A 20498-nucleotide genomic window follows, 5' to 3' on the forward strand; every position below is an offset into this window, starting at 1 on the left:
GACGGCGTCCCCGACGAGGAGCTGTTCCGGCTGATCGACGAGGAATTCGAGCTGTGAACGTGTCCCTGGGCGACGGGCCGGATGCCCGTGGCCGCGCTACCCGGGCGCCCGCCTTCGACGCCGCGCCGTCCGATGTGATTGACGAGGAGTTGGGTGTCCGATGAGTGAGCAGAAGCTCCGTGACTACTTGAACCGGGTCACCGCCGACCTCAAGCGCACCCGCCGGTCACTGCGCCGCTACGAGGCCATGGCCACCGAGCCGATCGCCATCGTCGGCATGGCCTGCCGCTACCCGGGCGGCGTGCGCACCCCCGAGCAGCTGTGGGAGCTCGCCGTGTCCGAGGTGGACGCGATCACCGAGTTCCCCACCGACCGCGGCTGGGACCTGGCCTCGGTGCGGGACCGCGTGGCCACCGAGGCCAGCGGGTTCCTGCGGGACATCGACCGGTTCGACGCCGAGTTCTTCGGGATCAGCCCCCGGGAGGCGGTCGCCATGGACCCCCAGCAGCGGCTGCTGCTGGAGACGTCCTGGGAGGCGGTCGAGCGCGCGGGCATCGCCCCGGACTCCCTGCGGGGCAGTGACACCGGCGTGTTCGTGGGCACCTGCGCCCAGGACTACCAGGAACTGCTGCGGGACACCGTCGACCAGGTCGAGGGCTACGTCGGCACCGGCAGCGCCGCCAGCGTCATGTCCGGCCGGATCTCCTACACGCTCGGGCTCGAAGGCCCCTCCCTGACGGTGGACACGGCGTGCTCGGCATCCCTTGTCGCGCTCCACTCGGCGGTACGTGCGCTCCGCGCCCGGGAGTGCTCGCTGGCGCTGGCCGGAGGCGTGGTCGTGATGACCACGCTCTCGCCCTTCCTGGAGTTCACCAAACAGGGCGGTCTCGCCCCGGACGGCCGGTGCAAGTCGTTCTCCGACGACGCGGACGGCACGGCGTGGTCGGAGGGGGTGGGAATGCTCGCCCTGCAACGGCTGTCCGACGCCCAGCGCGACGGCCACGAGGTGCTGGCCGTGATCCGCGGCTCCGCCATGAACTCCGACGGCGCCTCCAACGGTCTGAGCGCGCCGAACGGCACCGCACAGCAGCAGGTCATCTGGAGCGCGCTGGAGAACGCGGGGCTCGCGCCCGCCGACGTGGACGCCGTGGAGGCGCACGGCACCGGCACCCGGCTGGGTGATCCGATCGAGGCCGGGGCGCTGCTGGCCACCTACGGCCAGGATCGCGAACGCCCCCTGCTGCTGGGCTCGTTGAAGTCGAACATCGGCCACTCCCAGGCGGCGGCCGGGGTCGGCGGCGTGATCAAGATGGTGGCGGCGCTGCGCGCGGGAGTGCTGCCCGGTCTGCTCCACTTCTCGGCGCCGTCCTCGCGTATCGACTGGGCCTCGGGCGCGGTCTCCCCGCTGGCGCACACGACCGACTGGCCGGAGACCGGCAGGCCGCGGCGTGCCGGAGTGTCGTCCTTCGGGGTGTCCGGCACCAACGCGCACATCATCCTCGAGCAGGCGCCGGAGCCCGAGACGCCCGAGCGGCGACCGCTCCCGCGGGACGAGCGGGTGGTGTGGCAGCTGTCCGGCAGGAGCCTGCCCGCGCTGCGCGCCCAGGCACGGGCGCTGGTGGCCCACCTGGAGTCCCGGCCGGGCCTCGCCCCGGCCGACCTGGCCTACTCCCTGGTGACCACACGCACCCGGTTCGAGCACGGCGCGAGCGTGGTCGGGGACCGGAAGGCCGCGTGCACCGCCTTCGAAGCCATGGCCCGTGGTGAGGAACCGGGTTCCCTCACGCTGTCCGCCGCCCGGGTCACCGACTCCCGTCCGGTGTGGGTGTTTCCGGGGCAGGGGGCGCAGTGGGTGGGGATGGCGGTGGAGTTGTGGGAGTCGTCGCCGGTGTTCGCCGAGGCGATGGGTCAGTGTGCGGTGGCGTTGGCGCCCTTTGTGGATTGGTCGTTGGTGGATGTGCTGGGTGATGAGGTGGCGTTGGGGCGGGTGGATGTGGTGCAGCCGGTGTTGTGGGCGGTGATGGTGTCGTTGGCGGCGGTGTGGCGTTCGTTCGGTGTGGTGCCCGCGGCGGTGGTGGGGCATTCGCAGGGGGAGATCGCGGCGGCGTGTGTGGCCGGGGTGTTGTCGTTGGAGGACGCGGCGCGGGTGGTGTGTGTGCGGTCGAGGCTGATCGCGCAGGAGCTGGCCGGGGGCGGGGGCATGGTGTCGCTGCCGCTTCCTCTGGCCGAGGTGGAGGACCTGATCGCGTCATATGGCGATGGTCTGGTGGTGGCTGCGGTGAACGGTCCGGAGTCGGTGGTGGTCTCGGGGGCGTCCGAGGCGGTGGCGGCTCTGGTGGAGCGGGAGCCGCGGGCCCGGCGGATCGCGGTGGACTACGCGTCCCACTCCCCGATGGTGGAGGGGATCCGGGACGCGGTCCTGGCAGGGCTGTCATCGGTGCGGCCGGTCGCCTCCGAGGTGCCGTTCTATTCGTCGGTGACGGGTGGCCGGGTGGATGGTGCCGAACTGGGCGCCCAGTACTGGTACACCAACCTGCGCGAGCGGGTGGACTTCCATGGCGCGGTGTCGGGGCTGGTGGCGGGCGGGTTCCGGGTCTTCCTGGAGATGAGTCCGCACCCGGTGCTGACCACGTCGATCGAGGAGACGGCGGAGACCGTGGCGCTCGGCACTCTGCGACGTGGCGAGGGAACACTCGACCGGATCCGCCTCTCGCTCGCCCTGGCGCACCAGCACGGGATCCCCGTGGACTGGAGTGCCGTCTTCCCCGACGCCACTCGCGTGGAACTGCCCACGTACGCCTTCCAGTACCAGCGGTACTGGCCTCGTGCCGATACGGCAGGGGTGGACGTCACCGCGGCGGGCCTGAGCGTTCCGGAGCATCCGCTGCTCGGGGCGGGGATCGAGCTGCCCGGTGACGACGGCCACCTGTTCACCGCCCGTCTGTCGCTCGCGACCCACCCCTGGCTGGCCGACCACGCCGTGGCCGGGACGGTGCTGCTGCCGGGAACCGCCCTGCTGGAGATGGTCATCCACGCGGGCGACGAGGCCGGTTGCCACCGGGTCGACGAACTCGTACTGGAGAAGCCGCTCGTCCTGCCGGAACAGGGGAGTGTCCAGCTACAGATCCGTGTGGACCGGCCCGCCGCCGACCACCGCAGGACCGTGCGGCTCTTCGCCCGCGGTGGAGGCAACTGGACGCAACACGCCTCCGGCACCCTGTCCTCGGGTGAGCACGAGGGCGGCGACCCCGTACCCGCGATCACGTCCTGGCCGCCCCCGGGCGCGGACGAGATCGAGCCGGCGGGGGTGTACGACGCTCTCGCCGAGCAGGGATACGGCTACGGTCCGGCGTTCCGGGGCCTGAGCGCCGCATGGCTGACCGAGGACGGCGTCTGCGCCGAGGTGGCGCTTCCCGAGCACGAGCGGGCCGACGCGGGCGCCTTCGGTCTGCACCCCGCGCTGCTGGACGCCGTTCTGCACGCCACCAGCCTGCTGGGCAGCACCGGTGTGCTTCCGTTCGCCTGGAGCGGGGTGCGCCTCCACGCGAGCGGGGCCACCTCCCTGCGAGCCCGGCTGCGCGGCATCGGCCCGGACACCGTCGAGCTGACCGTCGTCGACCCCGCGGGCGCACCGGTGCTGACCGCAGAGTCCCTGGTGCTGCGCCGGTACACCGCCGTGGACTCCGCCATCGACGCCCCGCTGTACCGGCTCGCCTGGCGGCCCGTGCCCGCCGACCCGGACCACGCCCGTACCGTTGTCGAGCTCGACCCGCGGACCTGGGCACTGCCCGATACGAGCGCGGGCGTCGACGCGGCCGTGGTCCGCCTCGGCCCGGTGGGCGAGGACATGCTGCCCGCCACCTACCAGCTCACGGCACGGGTGCTCGACCTGCTGCGGGCATGGCTGGCCGAGCCACGGCTCGAGGAGGTCTCGCTGGTCTTCGTGACCGAGGGCGGCGTGGCCGTCGGTGACGAGGACGTCGTGCCCGCGGTGGCGGCCGCCCGCGGCCTGATCCGGTCCGCGCAGACCGAGAACACGGGCCGGTTCGTCCTGGTGGACACGGACGGCCCGGGCGTGTCGGACGAGCTGATCTCGCGCGCGCTGGCGAGCGGAGAACCCCAGCTCGCGGTGCGCGACGGCGGCCTGCTCGCGGCCCGGCTGACCGAGCCCGGCACGCTGAGGCCACCGGCCGGCCCGTCATGGCGCCTGGAGACCACGCGCAAGGGCAGCCTCGACGACCTCGCCCTGATCCCGTGGACCCGCGCCGAGGAACCGCTCGGACCTCGGGAGGTCCGGGTCGACGTACGGGCCGCCGGGGTGAACTTCCGCGATGTCTTCGACGCGCTGGGCATGAACCGGCGTGCGGCGACCCCGCTGGGCGCCGAGGTGTCCGGTGTCGTGCTGGAGACCGGCCCGGATGTGACCGGTCTGCTCCCCGGCGACCGCGTGTTCGGTCTGACCGTCGGCGCCTTCGGGCCGCTGACCGTCACCGATCACCGGCTGCTCGCGCCGATGCCCGACGACTGGACCTTCGCGCAGGCGGCGTCGGTGCCCGTCGTGTTCCTCACCGCCTACTACGGGCTGCTCGACCTGTCCGAGGTGCGCGCGGGACAGTCCCTGCTGGTGCACGCGGGCGCCGGCGGCGTCGGCATGGCGGCCATCCAGCTCGCCCGGCACTGGGGTCTCGAGGTCTTCGCCACCGCCAGTGAACCCAAGCAGCACATGCTGCGCCGGCTGGGCGTTCCCGATGACCACATCGCCTCCTCGCGCACCCTCGACTTCGAGCGGCGCTTCCTGGAGGTCACCGATGGCCGGGGCGTCGATGTCGTACTGAACTCGCTGGCCGGCGAGTTCGTGGACGCCTCGCTGCGGCTGCTGCCCAGGGGCGGGCGGTTCGCCGAGATGGGCAAGACCGACATCCGCACCGAGGTGCCGGCCGGGATCGGCTACCGCGCCTTCGACCTGGCGGAGCTGGAGCCCGACGCCGTACAGGAGCGGCTCACGGCCCTGCTCGACCTGTTCCATGACGGTGTGCTGAAGCCCCTTCCGGTGTCCACGTGGGACGTCCGGCGCGGACGTGAGGCGTTCCGGTACATCAGCCGTGCCCAGCACATCGGCAAGGTCGTGCTGACCATGCCGCGGCGCTGGAACCCGCGGGGCACCGTCCTGATCACCGGCGGCACCGGCGGCCTGGCCGCGTCACTGGCCCGCCACCTGGTGACCACGCGGGGCGTACGGCAGCTGCTGCTCGTCAGCCGGAGCGGACCGGACGCGCCCGGCGCGGCCCGGCTGGTCGAGGAGCTGGCCGAGCACGGGGCCCAGGTTCTGGTGCGCGCCTGTGACGTCGGCGACCGTACGGAGCTGGCGGACCTTCTCGCCACCATTCCCGCCCAGCACCCGCTGACGGCCGTCGTGCACGCGGCCGGGGTGCTCGACGACGGCGTGATCCAGTCGATGACCCCCGAACGGCTGGCCACCAGCCTGCGCTCCAAGGCCGACGGCGCCTGGCATCTGCACGAGCTGACCCGGGACCTCGACCTCGCCGCGTTCGTGCTCTACTCCTCGGCCGCCGCCGTGATGGGCAGCGCGGGCCAGGCCAACTACGCCGCCGCCAACGCCTTCCTCGACGCACTCGCCGCCCATCGCGGGGCCGCGGGCCTGCCCGCCACATCGATCGCGTGGAGCCTGTGGGCCGAGGCGAGCGGCATGACGGGCGCGCTGACCGCACGGGACATCGACCGGATTGCCCGCTCCGGGCTGCCCGCGCTGTCCACCGACGAGGCGCTGGCCATGTTCGACGCGGCGGTGGCACAGGACGAGCCCGCGGTCGCCGGAATGCGCCTGGACCTGGCGACCCTGCGGGCCGCCGCGTCCGCACCGCACATCCTGTGGGCGCTGACCGGCACGACCGGCCGCAGGCACGCCGACACCGGAGAAGGCGCCCTCGGCGACCGACTCGCCCGGATGAGTCCGGCGGACCGCGTCACCGAGCTGATCAGGCTGGTGCGGACACAAGCCGCCGCGGTGCTCGGCCACCCCGACGACGGGTCACTGGAGGCCGACCGCCCGTTCAAGTCGCTCGGCTTCGACTCGCTGACCGCCGTGGAACTGCGCAACCGGATCGGCACCCAACTCGGCCTGCGGCTGGCCGCCACCATCGTCTTCGAGCACTCCTCGCCCACCGCCCTGGCCGAGCACCTGTCCTCCCGCATCGGCGGCGACCGGCCCCAGGAGATTCCGGTGCTCGCCGAACTGGCCCGGCTGGAGGACGCCTTCGCCCGGTTCGACGGCGACCCGGGGGTCCGGGAACAGGTGATGCGCAGGCTGTCCGCACTGCTCGTGACCGACACCGAGACCCAGGACACCGATCTCGGCGAAGCCACCGACGAGGAAATGTTCGAGCTGCTCGGTAAGGAGTTCGGTATCTCATGACCAGCACAGAGGCCAAGCTGCGGCACTTCCTCAAGGAGACCACCGAGGACCTCCGGCGCACTCGCCGCCAACTGGACAAGCTCCTGGCCACGCGCAGCGAACCCATCGCGATCGTCGGCATGGCCTGCCGGTACCCCGGCGGTGTGCGCAGCCCCGAGCAGTTGTGGGAACTCGTCGAGTCCGGCGGTGACGCGATCACCGACTTCCCCACCGACCGGGACTGGGGCGAGGTGCCGTCGAGTACTCGCTCCGGCGGATTCCTGCCCGACGCGGCCGAGTTCGACCCGGCGTTCTTCGGGATGTCCCCGAGGGAGGCGCTGGCCACCGATCCGCAGCAGCGGGTGCTGCTGGAGCTGGCCTGGGAGGCGCTGGAGCGCGCCGGGATCGTGCCCGGCACCCTGCGCCACAGCCGGACCGGGGTGTTCGTCGGCGCGCTGCACCAGGACTACCAGTCGGTACTCGACCAGGTGCCCGATCTGCCTCCCGGGTTCTCCGCGACGGGCAACGCGTGCAGCGTGATGTCCGGCCGTATCGCCTACACCCTGGGCCTGGAAGGCCCGGCGGTCACCATCGACACGGCGTGCTCCTCGTCGCTGGTCGCTCTGCACCAGGCCACGCTGGCGCTGCGGTCGGGAGACTGCTCCCTGGCCCTGGCGGGCGGGGTGACCGTGATGTCCACCCCGTCGGCCTTCATCGACTTCACCCAGCAGGAAGGTCTGGCCCCCGACGGCCGGTGCAAGTCGTTCTCCGACGACGCCGACGGCACCAGCTTCTCCGAGGGCGCGGGGCTGCTCGTCCTGGAGCGGCTGTCGGACGCCGAACGCAACGGACACCAGGTGCTGGCGCTGCTGCGGGGCTCGGCGGTCAACTCCGACGGCGCGTCCAACGGCCTCACCGCCCCCAATGGCTCCGCTCAGCGCCGCGTGCTCAGCAGCGCGCTGGACAACGCCGGTCTGCGTCCGTCCGACGTGGATGTGGTCGAGGCGCACGGCACCGGGACCAGGCTGGGTGATCCGATCGAGGCCGGGGCGCTGCTGGCCACCTACGGTCAGGACCGGGAACGCCCCCTGCTGCTGGGCTCGTTGAAGTCGAACATCGGCCACACCCAGGCGGCGGCCGGGGTCGGCGGCGTGATCAAGATGGTGGGCGCGCTGCGGCACGGGATCGTCCCGGCGACGCTGCACGTGGGCCGGGCGAGCTCCCGCGTGGACTGGGCGGACGGTGCCGTCGAACTGGCCACGGCCGCGCGGCCGTGGCCGGAGACCGACCGGCCACGGCGCGCCGGAGTCTCGTCGTTCGGCATCTCGGGCACCAACGCGCACGTGATCGTCGAGCAGGCCGCGCCGCAGCCGCGGGTCTCACGGCAGTCCCAGGCCGAGTCCCCGGAAGAGGGGCAGCCGAGCCCGTGGGTGCTGTCCGGCCAGGACGCGTCCGCGCTGCGCGAGCAGGCGAGGCTGCTCGACGCGCATCTGAGGGGCCGCACACTGTCCGCCCGGGACATCGGCGGCGCACTGGCTCTCTCGCGCACACACTTCGCACGACGGGCCCTGGTCACCAGCCCCGAGGGCCTGCGCGCCCTGGCCGAGGGTGAACCGTCGGCGGACGTGGTGCGGGGAACGGCGCTGTCGGCAACCGGCCCCGTGTGGGTGTTTCCGGGGCAGGGGGCGCAGTGGGTGGGGATGGCGGTGGAGTTGTTGGGGTCGTCGCCGGTGTTCGCCGAGGCGATGGGTGAGTGTGCGGGGGCGTTGGCGCCGTTCGTGGACTGGTCGTTGGTGGATGTGCTGGGTGATGAGGTGGCGTTGGGGCGGGTGGATGTGGTGCAGCCGGTGTTGTGGGCGGTGATGGTGTCGTTGGCGCGGTTGTGGCGTTCGTTTGGTGTGGTGCCTGGTGCGGTGGTGGGTCATTCGCAGGGGGAGATCGCGGCGGCGTGTGTGGCGGGGGTGTTGTCGTTGGAGGACGCGGCGCGGGTGGTGTGTGTGCGGTCGAGGTTGATCGCTCAGAGGCTTGCGGGGCGTGGCGGGATGGTGTCGCTGCCGCTTCCTCTGGGTGAGGTGGAGGCTTTGATCGCGTCGTATGGCGATGGTCTGGTGGTGGCTGCGGTGAATGGTCCGGAGTCGGTGGTGGTGTCGGGGGCGTCGGAGGCGGTGGCGGCTTTGGTGGAGCGGGAGCCGCGGGCCCGGCGGATCGCGGTGGACTACGCCTCCCACTCCCCGGCGGTCCAGGACCTTCGCGAGGAGTTGCTGACGGCCCTGGGGCCGATCGCCCCTGCCGTGGGTACGGTCCCGGTCCACAGCTCGGTGACGGGTGGACCGATCGACGGGTCGGCCATGGACGCGGAGTACTGGTACACCAACCTCCGCGAGCCGGTGAAGTTCCAGGGAGCGGTGTCGGCCCTGCTGGGGGCGGGCCGCCAGGTGTTCCTGGAGATGAGCCCGCACCCCGTACTCACGATGAGCGTCGAGCGGACCGCGGAAGCCGCCGGAGTGACGGTCGCCGCCCTGGGCACCCTGCGGCGTGGCGAAGGTGGTCTCGGCCAGTTCGTCCGTGCGCTGGGCACCGCCCATGTGCATGGAGTACCGGTCGACTGGAGTGCCGTCTTCCCCGACACCACTCGGGTGGACCTGCCCACGTACGCCTTCCAGCGCAGTCGCTTCTGGCCCACGGATCCTGTCGGCACCGTCGATGACACCCCGGTGGCCGAAGGCCCCCAGGACATGCTGGACCTGGTCCGCGGGCATGTCGCCGCCGTGCTCGGACATCGACGGGCCGCCGATGTCCCGGCCGACCGTGCCTTCTCCGACCTCGGACTCGACTCGCTGACCGCGACCCAGCTGCGCACGGCCCTCAGCGACGCGACCGGCCTCGACCTGCCGATCAGCCTCGCCTTCGACTACCCCACACCGGCCGCGGTCGCCGCGTTCCTGACCGGGGTCACCGACACCCCGGTCCGGCGTACGGTCGCCGCGGATGACGGCGATCCGGTGGTCATCGTCGGCATGGCATGCCGCTACCCCGGTGGCGTCGCCGACCCCGAAGGGCTGTGGCGTCTCGTCGTCGGCGAGCGGGACGTCGTGTCCGCGTTCCCGACCGATCGCGGCTGGGATCTCGACCAGCTGATGCTGACCAGTGCGACCACGCAGGGCGGGTTCCTGCACGACGCGGCCGGGTTCGACGCCGAGTTCTTCGGCATCAGCCCGCGTGAGGCGCTTGCCATGGACCCCCAGCAGCGGGTGCTGCTGGAGACGGCGTGGGAGGCGGTGGAGCGGACCGGGATCGACCCGAGCACCTTGCGCGGCAGCGCGACGGGCGTGTTCGTGGGCGCGTCTCAGCAGGAGTACCTGGGGGCGGCCGACGGGGAGAACGCGGAACTCGGCGGCCTGGTCCTCACCGGCAAGATGTCCGCCGTACTGTCCGGCCGCATCGCGTACACGCTGGACCTGAAGGGACCCGCGGTCACGGTGGACACCGCGTGTTCGTCGTCGCTGGTGGCGCTGCACATGGCCGCCCAATCCGTGCGCAGCGGGGAGAGCACCCTCGCCCTGGCGGGCGGTGTCGCCGTGATGGCGACGCCGTTCGCCTACGAGGAGTTCACCCATCAGGGCGGCCTGGCCGCGGACGGCCGGTGCAAGGCGTTCTCGGCGGAGGCGGACGGGACCGGCTGGGCCGAGGGCGCCGGGCTCGTGGTGCTGGAACGGCTGTCCGCCGCCACGCGCAACGGACACCGCGTGCTCGCCGTGTTGCGTGGTTCGGCGGTCAACCAGGACGGCGCGTCCAACGGTCTGTCCGCCCCCAACGGGGTGGCACAGCAACGGGTGATCCGGCAGGCGCTGGCGAACGCGCGCCTGCGCCCGCAGGACATCGACATGGTCGAGGCACACGGCACCGGCACGGTGCTCGGCGACCCCATCGAGGCCAACGCTCTGATCGCCACATACGGCCAGGACCGTGAACAGCCGCTGTGGCTGGGCTCGATGAAGTCGAACATCGGCCATGCCGCCGCGGCGGCGGGCATCGGAGGCGTGATCAAGACGGTGTCCGCCCTGGCGCACCGGCTCATGCCCCGCACCCTGCACGTGACCGAACCTGCGCCCACCGTGGACTGGCCGGCCGGAGTCCGGGTGCTGACCGAGACGCTGGCGTGGCCGGAGACCGACAGGCCGCGACGTGCTGGGGTGTCCTCGTTCGGCGTGTCCGGCACCAACGCGCACCTCATCCTCGAACAGGGGCCCGACCGCCCTGACGAGGCGTCTGCCCTCGACAGGGGGCCGACCGGGGTGCCCTGGCCGCTCTCCGGCCGTACCCCCGAGGCCCTGCGGGCGCAGGCGGCGCGGCTGGCCGAGTACCTCCGTGACCGTCCCGGTCTGCGTCCGGTTGATGTGGGCCTGTCGCTCACGACCTCGCGCACCGCTCTCGCCTGCCGCGCCGTGGCCTTCGGCCCGGACGACCTCGACCGGATCGCCACCCAGGACCAGGGCATGCGCACCCCCGACTCCCGTCCGGTGTGGGTGTTTCCGGGGCAGGGGGCGCAGTGGGTGGGGATGGCGGTGGAGTTGTTGGGGGCGTCGCCGGTGTTCGCCGAGGCGATGGGTGAGTGTGCGGTGGCGTTGGGGCCGTTTGTGGAGTGGTCGTTGGTGGATGTGTTGGGTGATGCGGTGGCGTTGGGGCGGGTTGATGTGGTGCAGCCGGTGTTGTGGGCGGTGATGGTGTCGTTGGCGGCGGTGTGGCGTTCGTTTGGTGTGGTGCCTGCGGCGGTGGTGGGGCATTCGCAGGGGGAGATCGCGGCGGCGTGTGTGGCGGGGGTGTTGTCGTTGGAGGATGCGGCGCGGGTGGTGTGTGTGCGGTCGAGGCTGATCGCGCAGGAGCTGGCCGGGGGCGGGGGCATGGTGTCGCTGCCGCTTCCTTTGGGTGAGGTGGAGGCTTTGATCGCGTCGTATGGCGATGGTCTGGTGGTGGCTGCGGTGAATGGTCCGGAGTCGGTGGTGGTCTCGGGGGCGTCGGAGGCGGTGGCGGCTTTGGTGGAGCGGGAGCCGCGGGCCCGGCGGATCGCGGTGGACTACGCCTCGCATTCGCCCGCGGTCCAGGACCTTCGCGAGGAGTTGCTGACGGCCCTGGGGCCGATCGCCCCTGCCGTGGGTACGGTCCCGGTCCACAGCTCGGTCACGGGTGGACCGATCGACGGGTCGGCCATGGACGCGGAGTACTGGTACACCAACCTCCGCGAGCCGGTGGACTTCCATGGTGCGGTGTCGGGGATGGTGGCGGGCGGGTTCCGGGTCTTCCTGGAGATGAGTCCGCACCCGGTGCTGACCACGTCGATCGAGGAGACGGCGGACACTGTGGCGCTGGGCACCCTGCGACGTGGCGAGGGAACACTCGACCGCGTGCACCGGGCGCTGGGGGAGGCGTTCGCACACGGCGTGTCCGTGGACTGGCGGCCCGCCTACCCCGGCGCCCGCGTGGTCGACCTGCCCACGTACGCCTTCCAGCACCAGCACTTCTGGGTCACCTCACCCCGTGACCGCACCTCCGTCACGGACCGCTGGCGCCACCGGATCGACTGGTCCCCGCTGCCCGAGCCCCCGGCCGTAGCCGAACCGGGACGCTGGCTCGTGCTCGGCGCCACCGGCACCGCATGGACCGACTCGGTCGTGCGGGCGCTCGGCGACCAGGCCGTCCAGGTGTCGGCGGAGGCACCGCGCGCGGAGCTCGCCGAGCGGCTGCGCGCCCAACCGCCCGCCGACGGAGTCCTCCTCACGCCCGGGACTCCCGTGGATGCCGCGGCCATGCTTCAGGCCCTCGACGACGCCGGACTGGCCACGCCGACCTGGATCGCCACCCGCGCGGCGGTGGCCGTCGGCTCCGCCGACCCCCAGCCGTGGGCCGACCAGGCGGGAGTGTGGGGGCTGGGCCGGGTCGCCGCCTGGGAGTACCCCGCGCACTGGGGCGGCCTGGTCGATCTCCCCGAGGACCTGGACGAGGCGGTGGCCGCCAGGCTGCGGTCCCTGCTCACGGAGGAGAAGGCCGAGAACCAGGTGGCGATCCGGTCCACCGGGCTGTACGGGCGCAGGCTCGTCCGCGCGGCTCCCGAGGCGCCCACCCGAGCCTGGACACCTGAGGGTACGGTCCTGATCACCGGTGGCACCGGCGGGCTCGGAGCGGAGCTCGCCCGCTGGGCGGCGGGCCGTGGCGCCGACCACCTCATCCTGCTCAGCCGCCGCGGGCCCGACGCGCCCGGTGCCGGGGAGCTGCGTGAGGCGTGCGAACAAGCCGGTGCCCGCGTCACGTTCGTCGCGGCGGACGTCGCCGATCGGGCGCGGATGGCCGCCGTGTTCGACGAGCACCCGGTCACCAGCGTCTTCCACCTGGCCGCAAGCCTCGACGACGGTGTGCTGGACACGCTCACTCCCGACGGCTTCGCCTCGGTCGCCAGGGCCAAGGTGCGCGGGGCCCAGGTGCTGGACGAACTGACGCGCGGTCGCGGCCTGTCCGCCTTCGTGCTGTTCTCCTCGATATCCGGGGTGTTCGGGGTGCCCGGTCTCGGCGCGTACGCGGCGGCGAACGCCATGCTCGACGCCCTCGCTGTGTCCCGCCGGGCGGCCGGTGAACAGGCCCTGGCCGTGGCCTGGGGCGCATGGGCGGGCGAGGGCCTGGCCACACACGTGGTCGGCGACGAACGGCTGCGGCGCATGGGCCTGACCGCCATGCCCGCCAAGGCCGCGCTGGTCGCGTTGGAACACGCGCTCAACCGCGAGGACACCACCGTCGCCGTGTTCGACGCCGACTGGGACCGCGTGCCCGCCCACACCCGCGACGGCCTCGGCACCTTGCTGCACGAGCTGCCCGAGGCCCGCCGCCCGGCGGCCGTGTCCCGGCCCGACGCGGCCGATCTGCGCACCGTGCTCGCCGGGCTCGACGCGGCGCAGCGCACCGCGAAGCTGCGGGACCTCGTCCAAGCCGAGGTCGCGGACGCGCTCGGGCACGACGACGCGGTGGCCGTCGACCCGCGCCGTGCCTTCAGCGAACTCGGCTTCGACTCGCTCACGTCGGTACGGCTGCGCAACCGGCTCACCGAACTCACCGGTCTGAGCATGCCGGTGACTGTGGTGTTCGACTTCCCCACCGTGACCGAACTCGGCGAACACCTCGCCGGACGGCTCGGCGGTGACGGCCCCGACGCCGGGGAACTGCTGGCCCGACTGGAATCCCTGCTCGACGAGGCGGGGCCCGACGAACTGGGCACGCTGCTGGGCGGTATGGAGGCACTGCTCAGCGGCCGACGCCCGCCGGCACTCGCAACGGACCACTTCGCCTCGGCGAGCGACGAGGAGATGTTCACCTTCATCGACCAGGACTTCGCCTAGGGAGTGTCCGACGGATCTTGCCGCCTGCGGCGAGCTGCTCCCCTCCCCGCCCTTTCCCACAACTGGGGCTCCGCCCCAGACCCCAAAGTCCAGGGGCGAAGCCCCTGCCACGCGGCGGAGCCGCATATCGATACTGCGGGAAGGGGGCGGGGAGGGGACAGATCCGCCGGACACCCCGTAGGCCCGCCTCGCCTCGCTCATGCCCGATCCCAAGGAGACGCCCGCGATGACCGCTGTCGACAACCAGATCCACACCTACCCGTTCGGTCCGCAGCTCGGACTCGACGAGGACCCCGCCTACGAACAGGCCCGCCGTGCCGGGACGCTGACCAGGGTGCAGATGCCCTACGGCAGCCCGGGCTGGCTGGTCACCCGCTACGACGACATCAAGGTCGTGCTCTCCGACCCCCGGTTCAGCCGCACGGCCACCCTGGGGAAGGACATCGCGCGCAGTACGCCCGCGATCGAGACCGACATGTCCATCCTCTCCATGGACCCACCCGATCACACGAGGCTGCGCAGGCTGGTGGCGCAGGCGTTCACCATGCGCCAGGTCGAGCAGCTGCGCCCGGCGATCGACGAGATCATCAACGACCTGCTCGACCGGATCGAGGCGGACGGCACCACGGCGGACCTCGCCCAGGCACTGACCTGGCCCCTGCCGGTGCGGGTGATCTGCCGTCTGCTCGGTGTGCCCATCGGCGACCACGCGAGGTTCGCCCAGTGGACCGACGACATCATGTCGGTGGTCTCCACCGACCTCGAACTGATCGTCAAGGCCAGGGACGGCCTCATCGCCTACCTCGCCGAGCTCATCGCCGAGCGCCGGGCCGCCCCCGCCGACGACCTGCTGAGCAGGCTGATACAGGCCACGGATCAGGACCAGCGGCTCAGCGAGCAGGAACTCGTCGTCTTCGGAATGACCCTGCTGCTGGCCGGGCACGAGACCACGGCCAATCAGATCGGCAACTTCCTCTTCCTGCTGCTGAGCCGCCCCGAGCTGTGGCAGCGGCTGGTCGACGACCCGGGGCTGGTGCCCCAGGCGGTCGAGGAGCTCCTGCGGTACACCCCGCTCGCCACGGCGGGAAACTTCCCCCGGATGGCCATCGAGGACGTCGAGCTGGGCGGCACCCTTGTCCGGGCGGGAGACGTGGTGATCGTGCACGTGGCCGCGGGCAACCGGGACGAGACGGTCTTCGAGCACGCCGACCGTATCGACTTCGACCGCGACGCGCGGGCCCACATCGCCTTCGGCCACGGCGCCCACCACTGCCTGGGCCACCAACTGGCCAGGGCGGAACTCCAGATGGTGCTCACCACGCTGGTGCGGCGCTTCCCCCGGCTGCGCCTGGCCGTCCCCGCCGACGAGGTGCCGTGGCGGATCGAACGACTGGTGAACGGCGTCAGCGCGCTGCCGGTCACCTGGTGACCCGCGACCACGGCAACCCAACACAGCACACACGACCAAGGACTCGGGCGGATGGCTGACCACGACAAGCTTCGCGACTACCTGCGGCTGGCGACCTCGGAACTGCACACGCTGCGCACCCGGGTGCGCGAGCTGGAGTCCGCGACACCCGAACCACTCGCCATCGTGGGTATGGCCTGCCGGTATCCCGGCGGGGTCCGGACCCCCGAGAATCTGTGGGAGCTGGTGGCCGGCGAGGTGGACGCCACCTCGGACTTCCCCAGGGACCGCGGCTGGCGGCTCGACCCGGGGGACAGCCTGACCGAGCGCGGGGCGTTCCTCGACGGGGCGGGCGATTTCGACCCGGCGTTCTTCGGCGTCTCACCGCGCGAGGCGCGGGGGATGGACCCGCAGCAGCGACTCGTGCTGGAGGTCGCCTGGGAGGCGCTCGAAGACGCCCGCATCGTCCCGGAAACGCTGCACGGCAGGCCGACCGGGGTGTTCGTCGGCGCCTCCTACCAGGGCTACGACACGCTCGCCGACGATGCGTCGGAAGTCATGATCGGCAACGTGTCCAGTGTGATATCCGGGCGCGTCGCCTACACCCTCGGCCTGAACGGTCCCGCGCTCACCGTCGACACGGCCTGCTCGTCCTCGCTGGTGGCGTTGCATCTGGCGGGGGAGTCGCTGCGCCGCGGGGAGTGTGACCTCGCACTGGCCGGTGGTGTCGCGGTCCAGGCGGTCCCCGCGCTGTTCGTGGAGTTTTCGCGGCAGCGGGGGTTGGCGGTGGATGGTCGGTGTAAGTCGTTTGGGGAGGGTGCGGATGGGACGGGGTTTTCTGAGGGTGCGGGGTTGGTGGTGTTGGAGCGGTTGTCGGATGCGGTGGCTTCGGGGCGTCGGGTGTTGGCGGTGGTGCGGGGTTCTGCGGTGAATCAGGATGGGGCGTCGAATGGGTTGACGGCGCCGTCGGGGGTGGCGCAGGAGCGGGTGATTCGGGCGGCGTTGGTCTCGGGTGGGTTGTCGGTGGGGGATGTGGATGTGGTGGAGGGGCATGGGACGGGGACGGTGTTGGGGGATCCGATTGAGGCGGGTGCGTTGGTGGGGACGTATGGGCGGCGGGTGGGTGGTGAGCCGTTGTGGTTGGGGTCGGTGAAGTCGAATATTGGTCATGCGCAGGCGGCTGCTGGGGTGGCTGGTGTGATCAAGATGGTGATGGCGTTGCGGTGTGGGGTGTTGCCGCGGTCGTTGCATGTGGATGTGCCCTCTTCGAAGGTGGAGTGGGGTTCGGTGCGGGTGCTGACGGAGGCGCGTGCGTGGCCGGTGGTGGACCGTCCCCGCCGCGCCGCCGTCTCCTCCTTCGGGGTGTCCGGTACGAACGCGCACCTCATCCTGGAACAGGCCGAACCGGAACCCCTCCGGCGGGACCCGGTCGCCGCCGGAGTGCTGCCGTATCCCCTGTCCGCCCGCAACGACGCCGGGGTCCGGGAGCAGGCACGGCGGTTGCGTGCGCACCTGAAGCGCCACCCCGAGGCCGACCTCGGGGACGTGTCCCACTCGCTCGCCACGACGCGGACCATGTTCGCTCACCGCGCGGTACTGGTCGCCGCGGACCGCGATGAACTGGACGAACTCCTGGGCGCCTGCGCGGCCGACGAACCCCGTGGCGCGGTGGTCACCGGGAAGGCGATCTCCACGGGCCGACCCGTGTGGGTGTTTCCGGGGCAGGGGGCGCAGTGGGTGGGGATGGCGGTGGAGTTGTTGGGGTCGTCGCCGGTGTTCGCCGAGGCGATGGAGGAGTGTGCGGGGGCCATGGCGCCGTTCGTGGACTGGTCGTTGGCGGATGTGCTGGGTGATGAGAAGGCGCTGGCTCGGGTGGATGTGGTGCAGCCGGTGTTGTGGGCGGTGATGGTGTCGTTGGCGCGGTTGTGGCGTTCGTTTGGTGTGGTGCCTGGTGCGGTGGTGGGTCATTCGCAGGGGGAGATCGCGGCGGCGTGTGTGGCGGGGGTGTTGTCGTTGGAGGACGCGGCGCGGGTGGTGTGTGTGCGGTCGAGGTTGATCGCTCAGAGGCTTGCGGGGCGTGGCGGGATGGTGTCGCTGCCGCTTCCTCTGGGTGAGGTGGAGGCCCTGATCGCGTCGTATGGCGATGGTCTGGTGGTGGCTGCGGTGAATGGTCCGGAGTCGGTGGTGGTCTCGGGGGCGTCGGAGGCGGTGGCGGCTCTGGTGGAGCGGGAGCCGCGGGCCCGGCGGATCGCGGTGGACTACGCCTCCCACTCCCCGGCGGTCCAGGACCTTCGCGAGGAGTTGCTGACGGCCCTGGGGCCGATCGCCCCTGCTGTGGGTACGGTCCCGGTCCACAGCTCGGTGACGGGTGGCCCGATCGACGGGTCGGCCATGGACGCGGAGTACTGGTACACCAACCTCCGCGAGCCGGTGAAGTTCCAGGGAGCGGTGTCGGCCCTGCTGGCCGACGGCTTCGGCGCGTTCGTCGAGCCCAGTCCCCACCCGGTACTGACCACGGCCGTCGAACAGACCGCCGGGGACGCCGAGATCGCCGTCGTGGGCACACTGCGAAGGCAATCCGGTGGCATCGCGCAGATGCTGCGGGCCGCGGCGCAAGCGTGTGCCCTCGGAATCGACGTGGACTGGAGCGCGGCGCTTCCGGCCGGCGTCCGGCAGGTGGATCTCCCCACCTACCCGTTCGCCGATGAACGGTTCTGGCTGGACGGCGGCTCCGCCCGTGGTGAGGTGTCCGCGGTCGGCCTGGCACCGGTGGACCACGGCCTGCTCGGCGCGAAGGCCGACCTGGCGGCATCCGGTGAGCTCGTACTGTCCGGCTCGCTGTCGCTCGCCTCGCATCCATGGCTGGCCGACCACACCGTGCGCGGCTCGGTGATCCTGCCCGGTGCCGCCTTCGTCGAGCTGGTCGTCCGGGCGGGCGACGAGGTGGGCCGCCCGGCCGTCGAGGAACTCACCCTCCACGCGCCGCTGGTCATCCCGGCGGACGGGCGGGTGGATGTGCAGGTGACGGTCGCCACCGACGGTCACGTCCAGGTCCACTCCCGGACCGCCGGATCGGACTGGACCCACCACGCGAGCGCCGTCGTCACCGACGGGCCGGGCGAGGCGCCGGTCTGGCGGAGCTGGCCGCCGGAACCGGCGGAAGCGGTGGACATCGAACGGTTCTACGAGACCCTGGAGGACAACGGCCTGGACTACGGGCCGGCCTTCCGCGGTGTGCGGGCCATGTGGCGGTCGGCGGACGTGTACTACGCCGAAGTGGCGCTGCCGGACGAGGTGCCGGAGACCGCGTTCGTACTGCACCCCGCGCTGCTCGACTCCGCACTTCAGGTGATGGCCTTCGCGGCGGCCGAGCCCGGCCGCGTATCCCTTCCCTTCGCCTGGTCGGGGATCTCCGTACACGCCTCGGGGGCTCGGTCGTTGCGCGTGCGCGTCGCCGCGACGCGGGCCGGGGACATCTCGGTACTCGCCACCGATCCGGCGAACGCGCCGGTGGTCACCGTGGACCGGGTGCGCTCCCGCACGCTCAGCGCCGGCCGGCTCGACCCCCCGCTGGCCGGTCTGCTCTCCCGCCTGGAGTGGACACCCGTGGAACCCGGCCCGCCGGCCGTCGATCCGGGCCCCACCGTGAGGTACGAGTGCGAGGTGGCGGACTCGCCGATCGAGGTGGCGAACCAGGCGCTGGAGGCCGTCCAGGAGTGGCTGCGGCACGAGGGCCGGCCGGACTCCCGGCTGGTCGTGCTGACACGTGGCGCGGTCTCGACCGGACCCGACGACACGGTCTCCGCCCTCTGCCAGGCACCGGTGTGGGGGCTGGTGCGCTCGGCGCAGGCCGAACACCCCGGGCGGCTGGTCATCGTCGACATCGACGACGGGTCCGACGATGCCCTCTGCGCCGCTCTCGCGACCGGCGAGCCACAGCTCGCCCTGCGCCGCGGCGTGATCCTGGCCCCCCGGCTGATGAGTGCCCGGGGCGAAGAAGGTGACCTCCCGCGGATTCCGTCCGACGGAACGGTCCTGGTGACTGGTGGAACCAGCGGCCTCGGCGCCCTGGTGGCGCGCCATCTGGCCCTGCGGCACGGGGTCCGCCACCTCGTACTCGTCAGCCGGTCCGGACCGCGGGCCGACGGCGTGGCCGAGCTGATCGCCGAACTGGGAGAACTGGGCGCGCGGGCCGAGGCGGTCGCCTGCGACGTTGCCGACCGGGACCAGGTCCGCGCGGTGCTCGAGGGCATCGACGAGTTCCCGCTCGCCGGTGTCGTGCACGCCGCGGCCGTACTCGACGACGGTGCCATCACCTCGCTGACCCCCGACCGGCTGCGCACCGTCGCCGCACCGAAGATCCAGGGAGCGCTGCATCTGCACGAGCTCACCGAGGGCATGGACCTGCGGCTGTTCGCCTTGTTCTCCTCGGCGGCCGGAATCCTCGGCTCCCCGGGGCAGGCGAACTACGCGGCGGCCAACGCCTTCCTCGACGCACTGGCCACCCAGCGGCAGGCGGCCGGCCTCGCCGGGCACTCCCTCGCCTGGGGCCTGTGGGAGCAGACGACATCGCTGACCGCCCCGGTCAAGGCCACCCGCCCCGGGGGCACGGTCGGCGCCCTGTCCACGGCCGAGGGTCTCGCGCTGTTCGACCGTGCGCTGGCCGGAGCCCACCCGGTGGCCGTGCCGGTCAGGATGGCACCGGCCGCCCGTGGCCCGGTGCGACCGGCGGCCGCCGCCGTGGTCGCCGAGCCGGACTTCGCCGCGCGCGTGGCCGCGCTGGGCCCCGCCGAGCGCGGACGCGAACTGCTGAAGCTGGTGCGCGAGCAGGCCGCGGCGATCCTCGGGTTCGCCGGACGTGAGGAGATCGACCCGCGGCAACCGTTCCTGAAGTCCGGGTTCGACTCCCTCACGGCCGTCGAACTGCGCAACCGGCTCAACACCCTCACCGGTCTGCGGCTGCCGGCCACCACGACCTTCGACTTTCCGACCCCCGAGGCACTCGCCGGGAAACTGGCCGCGGAACTGGCCTCGGCCACCAGCCCCGAACAGGCGCTGCTGGCCGCCCTGGACCACCTCGAGTCGGTACTCGCCGCGCCGTCGACCGACGAGGCGCTGCGCACCGTCCTGGCCGACCGCGTGGCGAAGCTGCACGCGCGCGGCAACACCGAGGACCGGCATTCCGCCACGCGGCTGCGGGATGCCGGCGCCGACGAACTCTTCGACTTCATCCACAACGAGCTCGGCATGAAGTAGAGCCGTTCCCCGCCCCCTCAGACCCGTCTCACGGAGATCT

3 protein-coding genes and 1 pseudogene are annotated in these 20498 nt (G+C 72.2%); all 4 read left to right on the forward strand.

The features are described from left to right. The first annotated feature begins 187 nt into the window (after window positions 1-187). Window positions 188-6433 (forward strand): type I polyketide synthase, encoded by a 6246-nt coding sequence (locus KHP12_RS49375; protein ID WP_372455337.1) that lies wholly within the window; start codon window positions 188-190, stop codon window positions 6431-6433. Next, complete coding sequence (locus KHP12_RS49380) at window positions 6430-13794, forward strand: type I polyketide synthase (protein ID WP_211834765.1); 7365 nt, start codon at window positions 6430-6432, stop codon at window positions 13792-13794. Before KHP12_RS49375 ends, KHP12_RS49380 begins: the two co-directional genes overlap by 4 nt. Window positions 13795-14020: 226 nt before the next feature. Beyond that, window positions 14021-15223 (forward strand): cytochrome P450, encoded by a 1203-nt coding sequence (locus tag KHP12_RS49385; protein WP_037966346.1) that lies wholly within the window; start codon window positions 14021-14023, stop codon window positions 15221-15223. Between the two features lie 90 nt (window positions 15224-15313). After that, window positions 15314-20458, forward strand: a pseudogene (locus KHP12_RS49390) (type I polyketide synthase); the annotation flags it as partial. Between the last annotated feature and the right edge of the window lie 40 nt (window positions 20459-20498).

Source organism: Streptomyces asiaticus, from assembly GCF_018138715.1.
Classification (GTDB): domain Bacteria; phylum Actinomycetota; class Actinomycetes; order Streptomycetales; family Streptomycetaceae; genus Streptomyces; species Streptomyces asiaticus.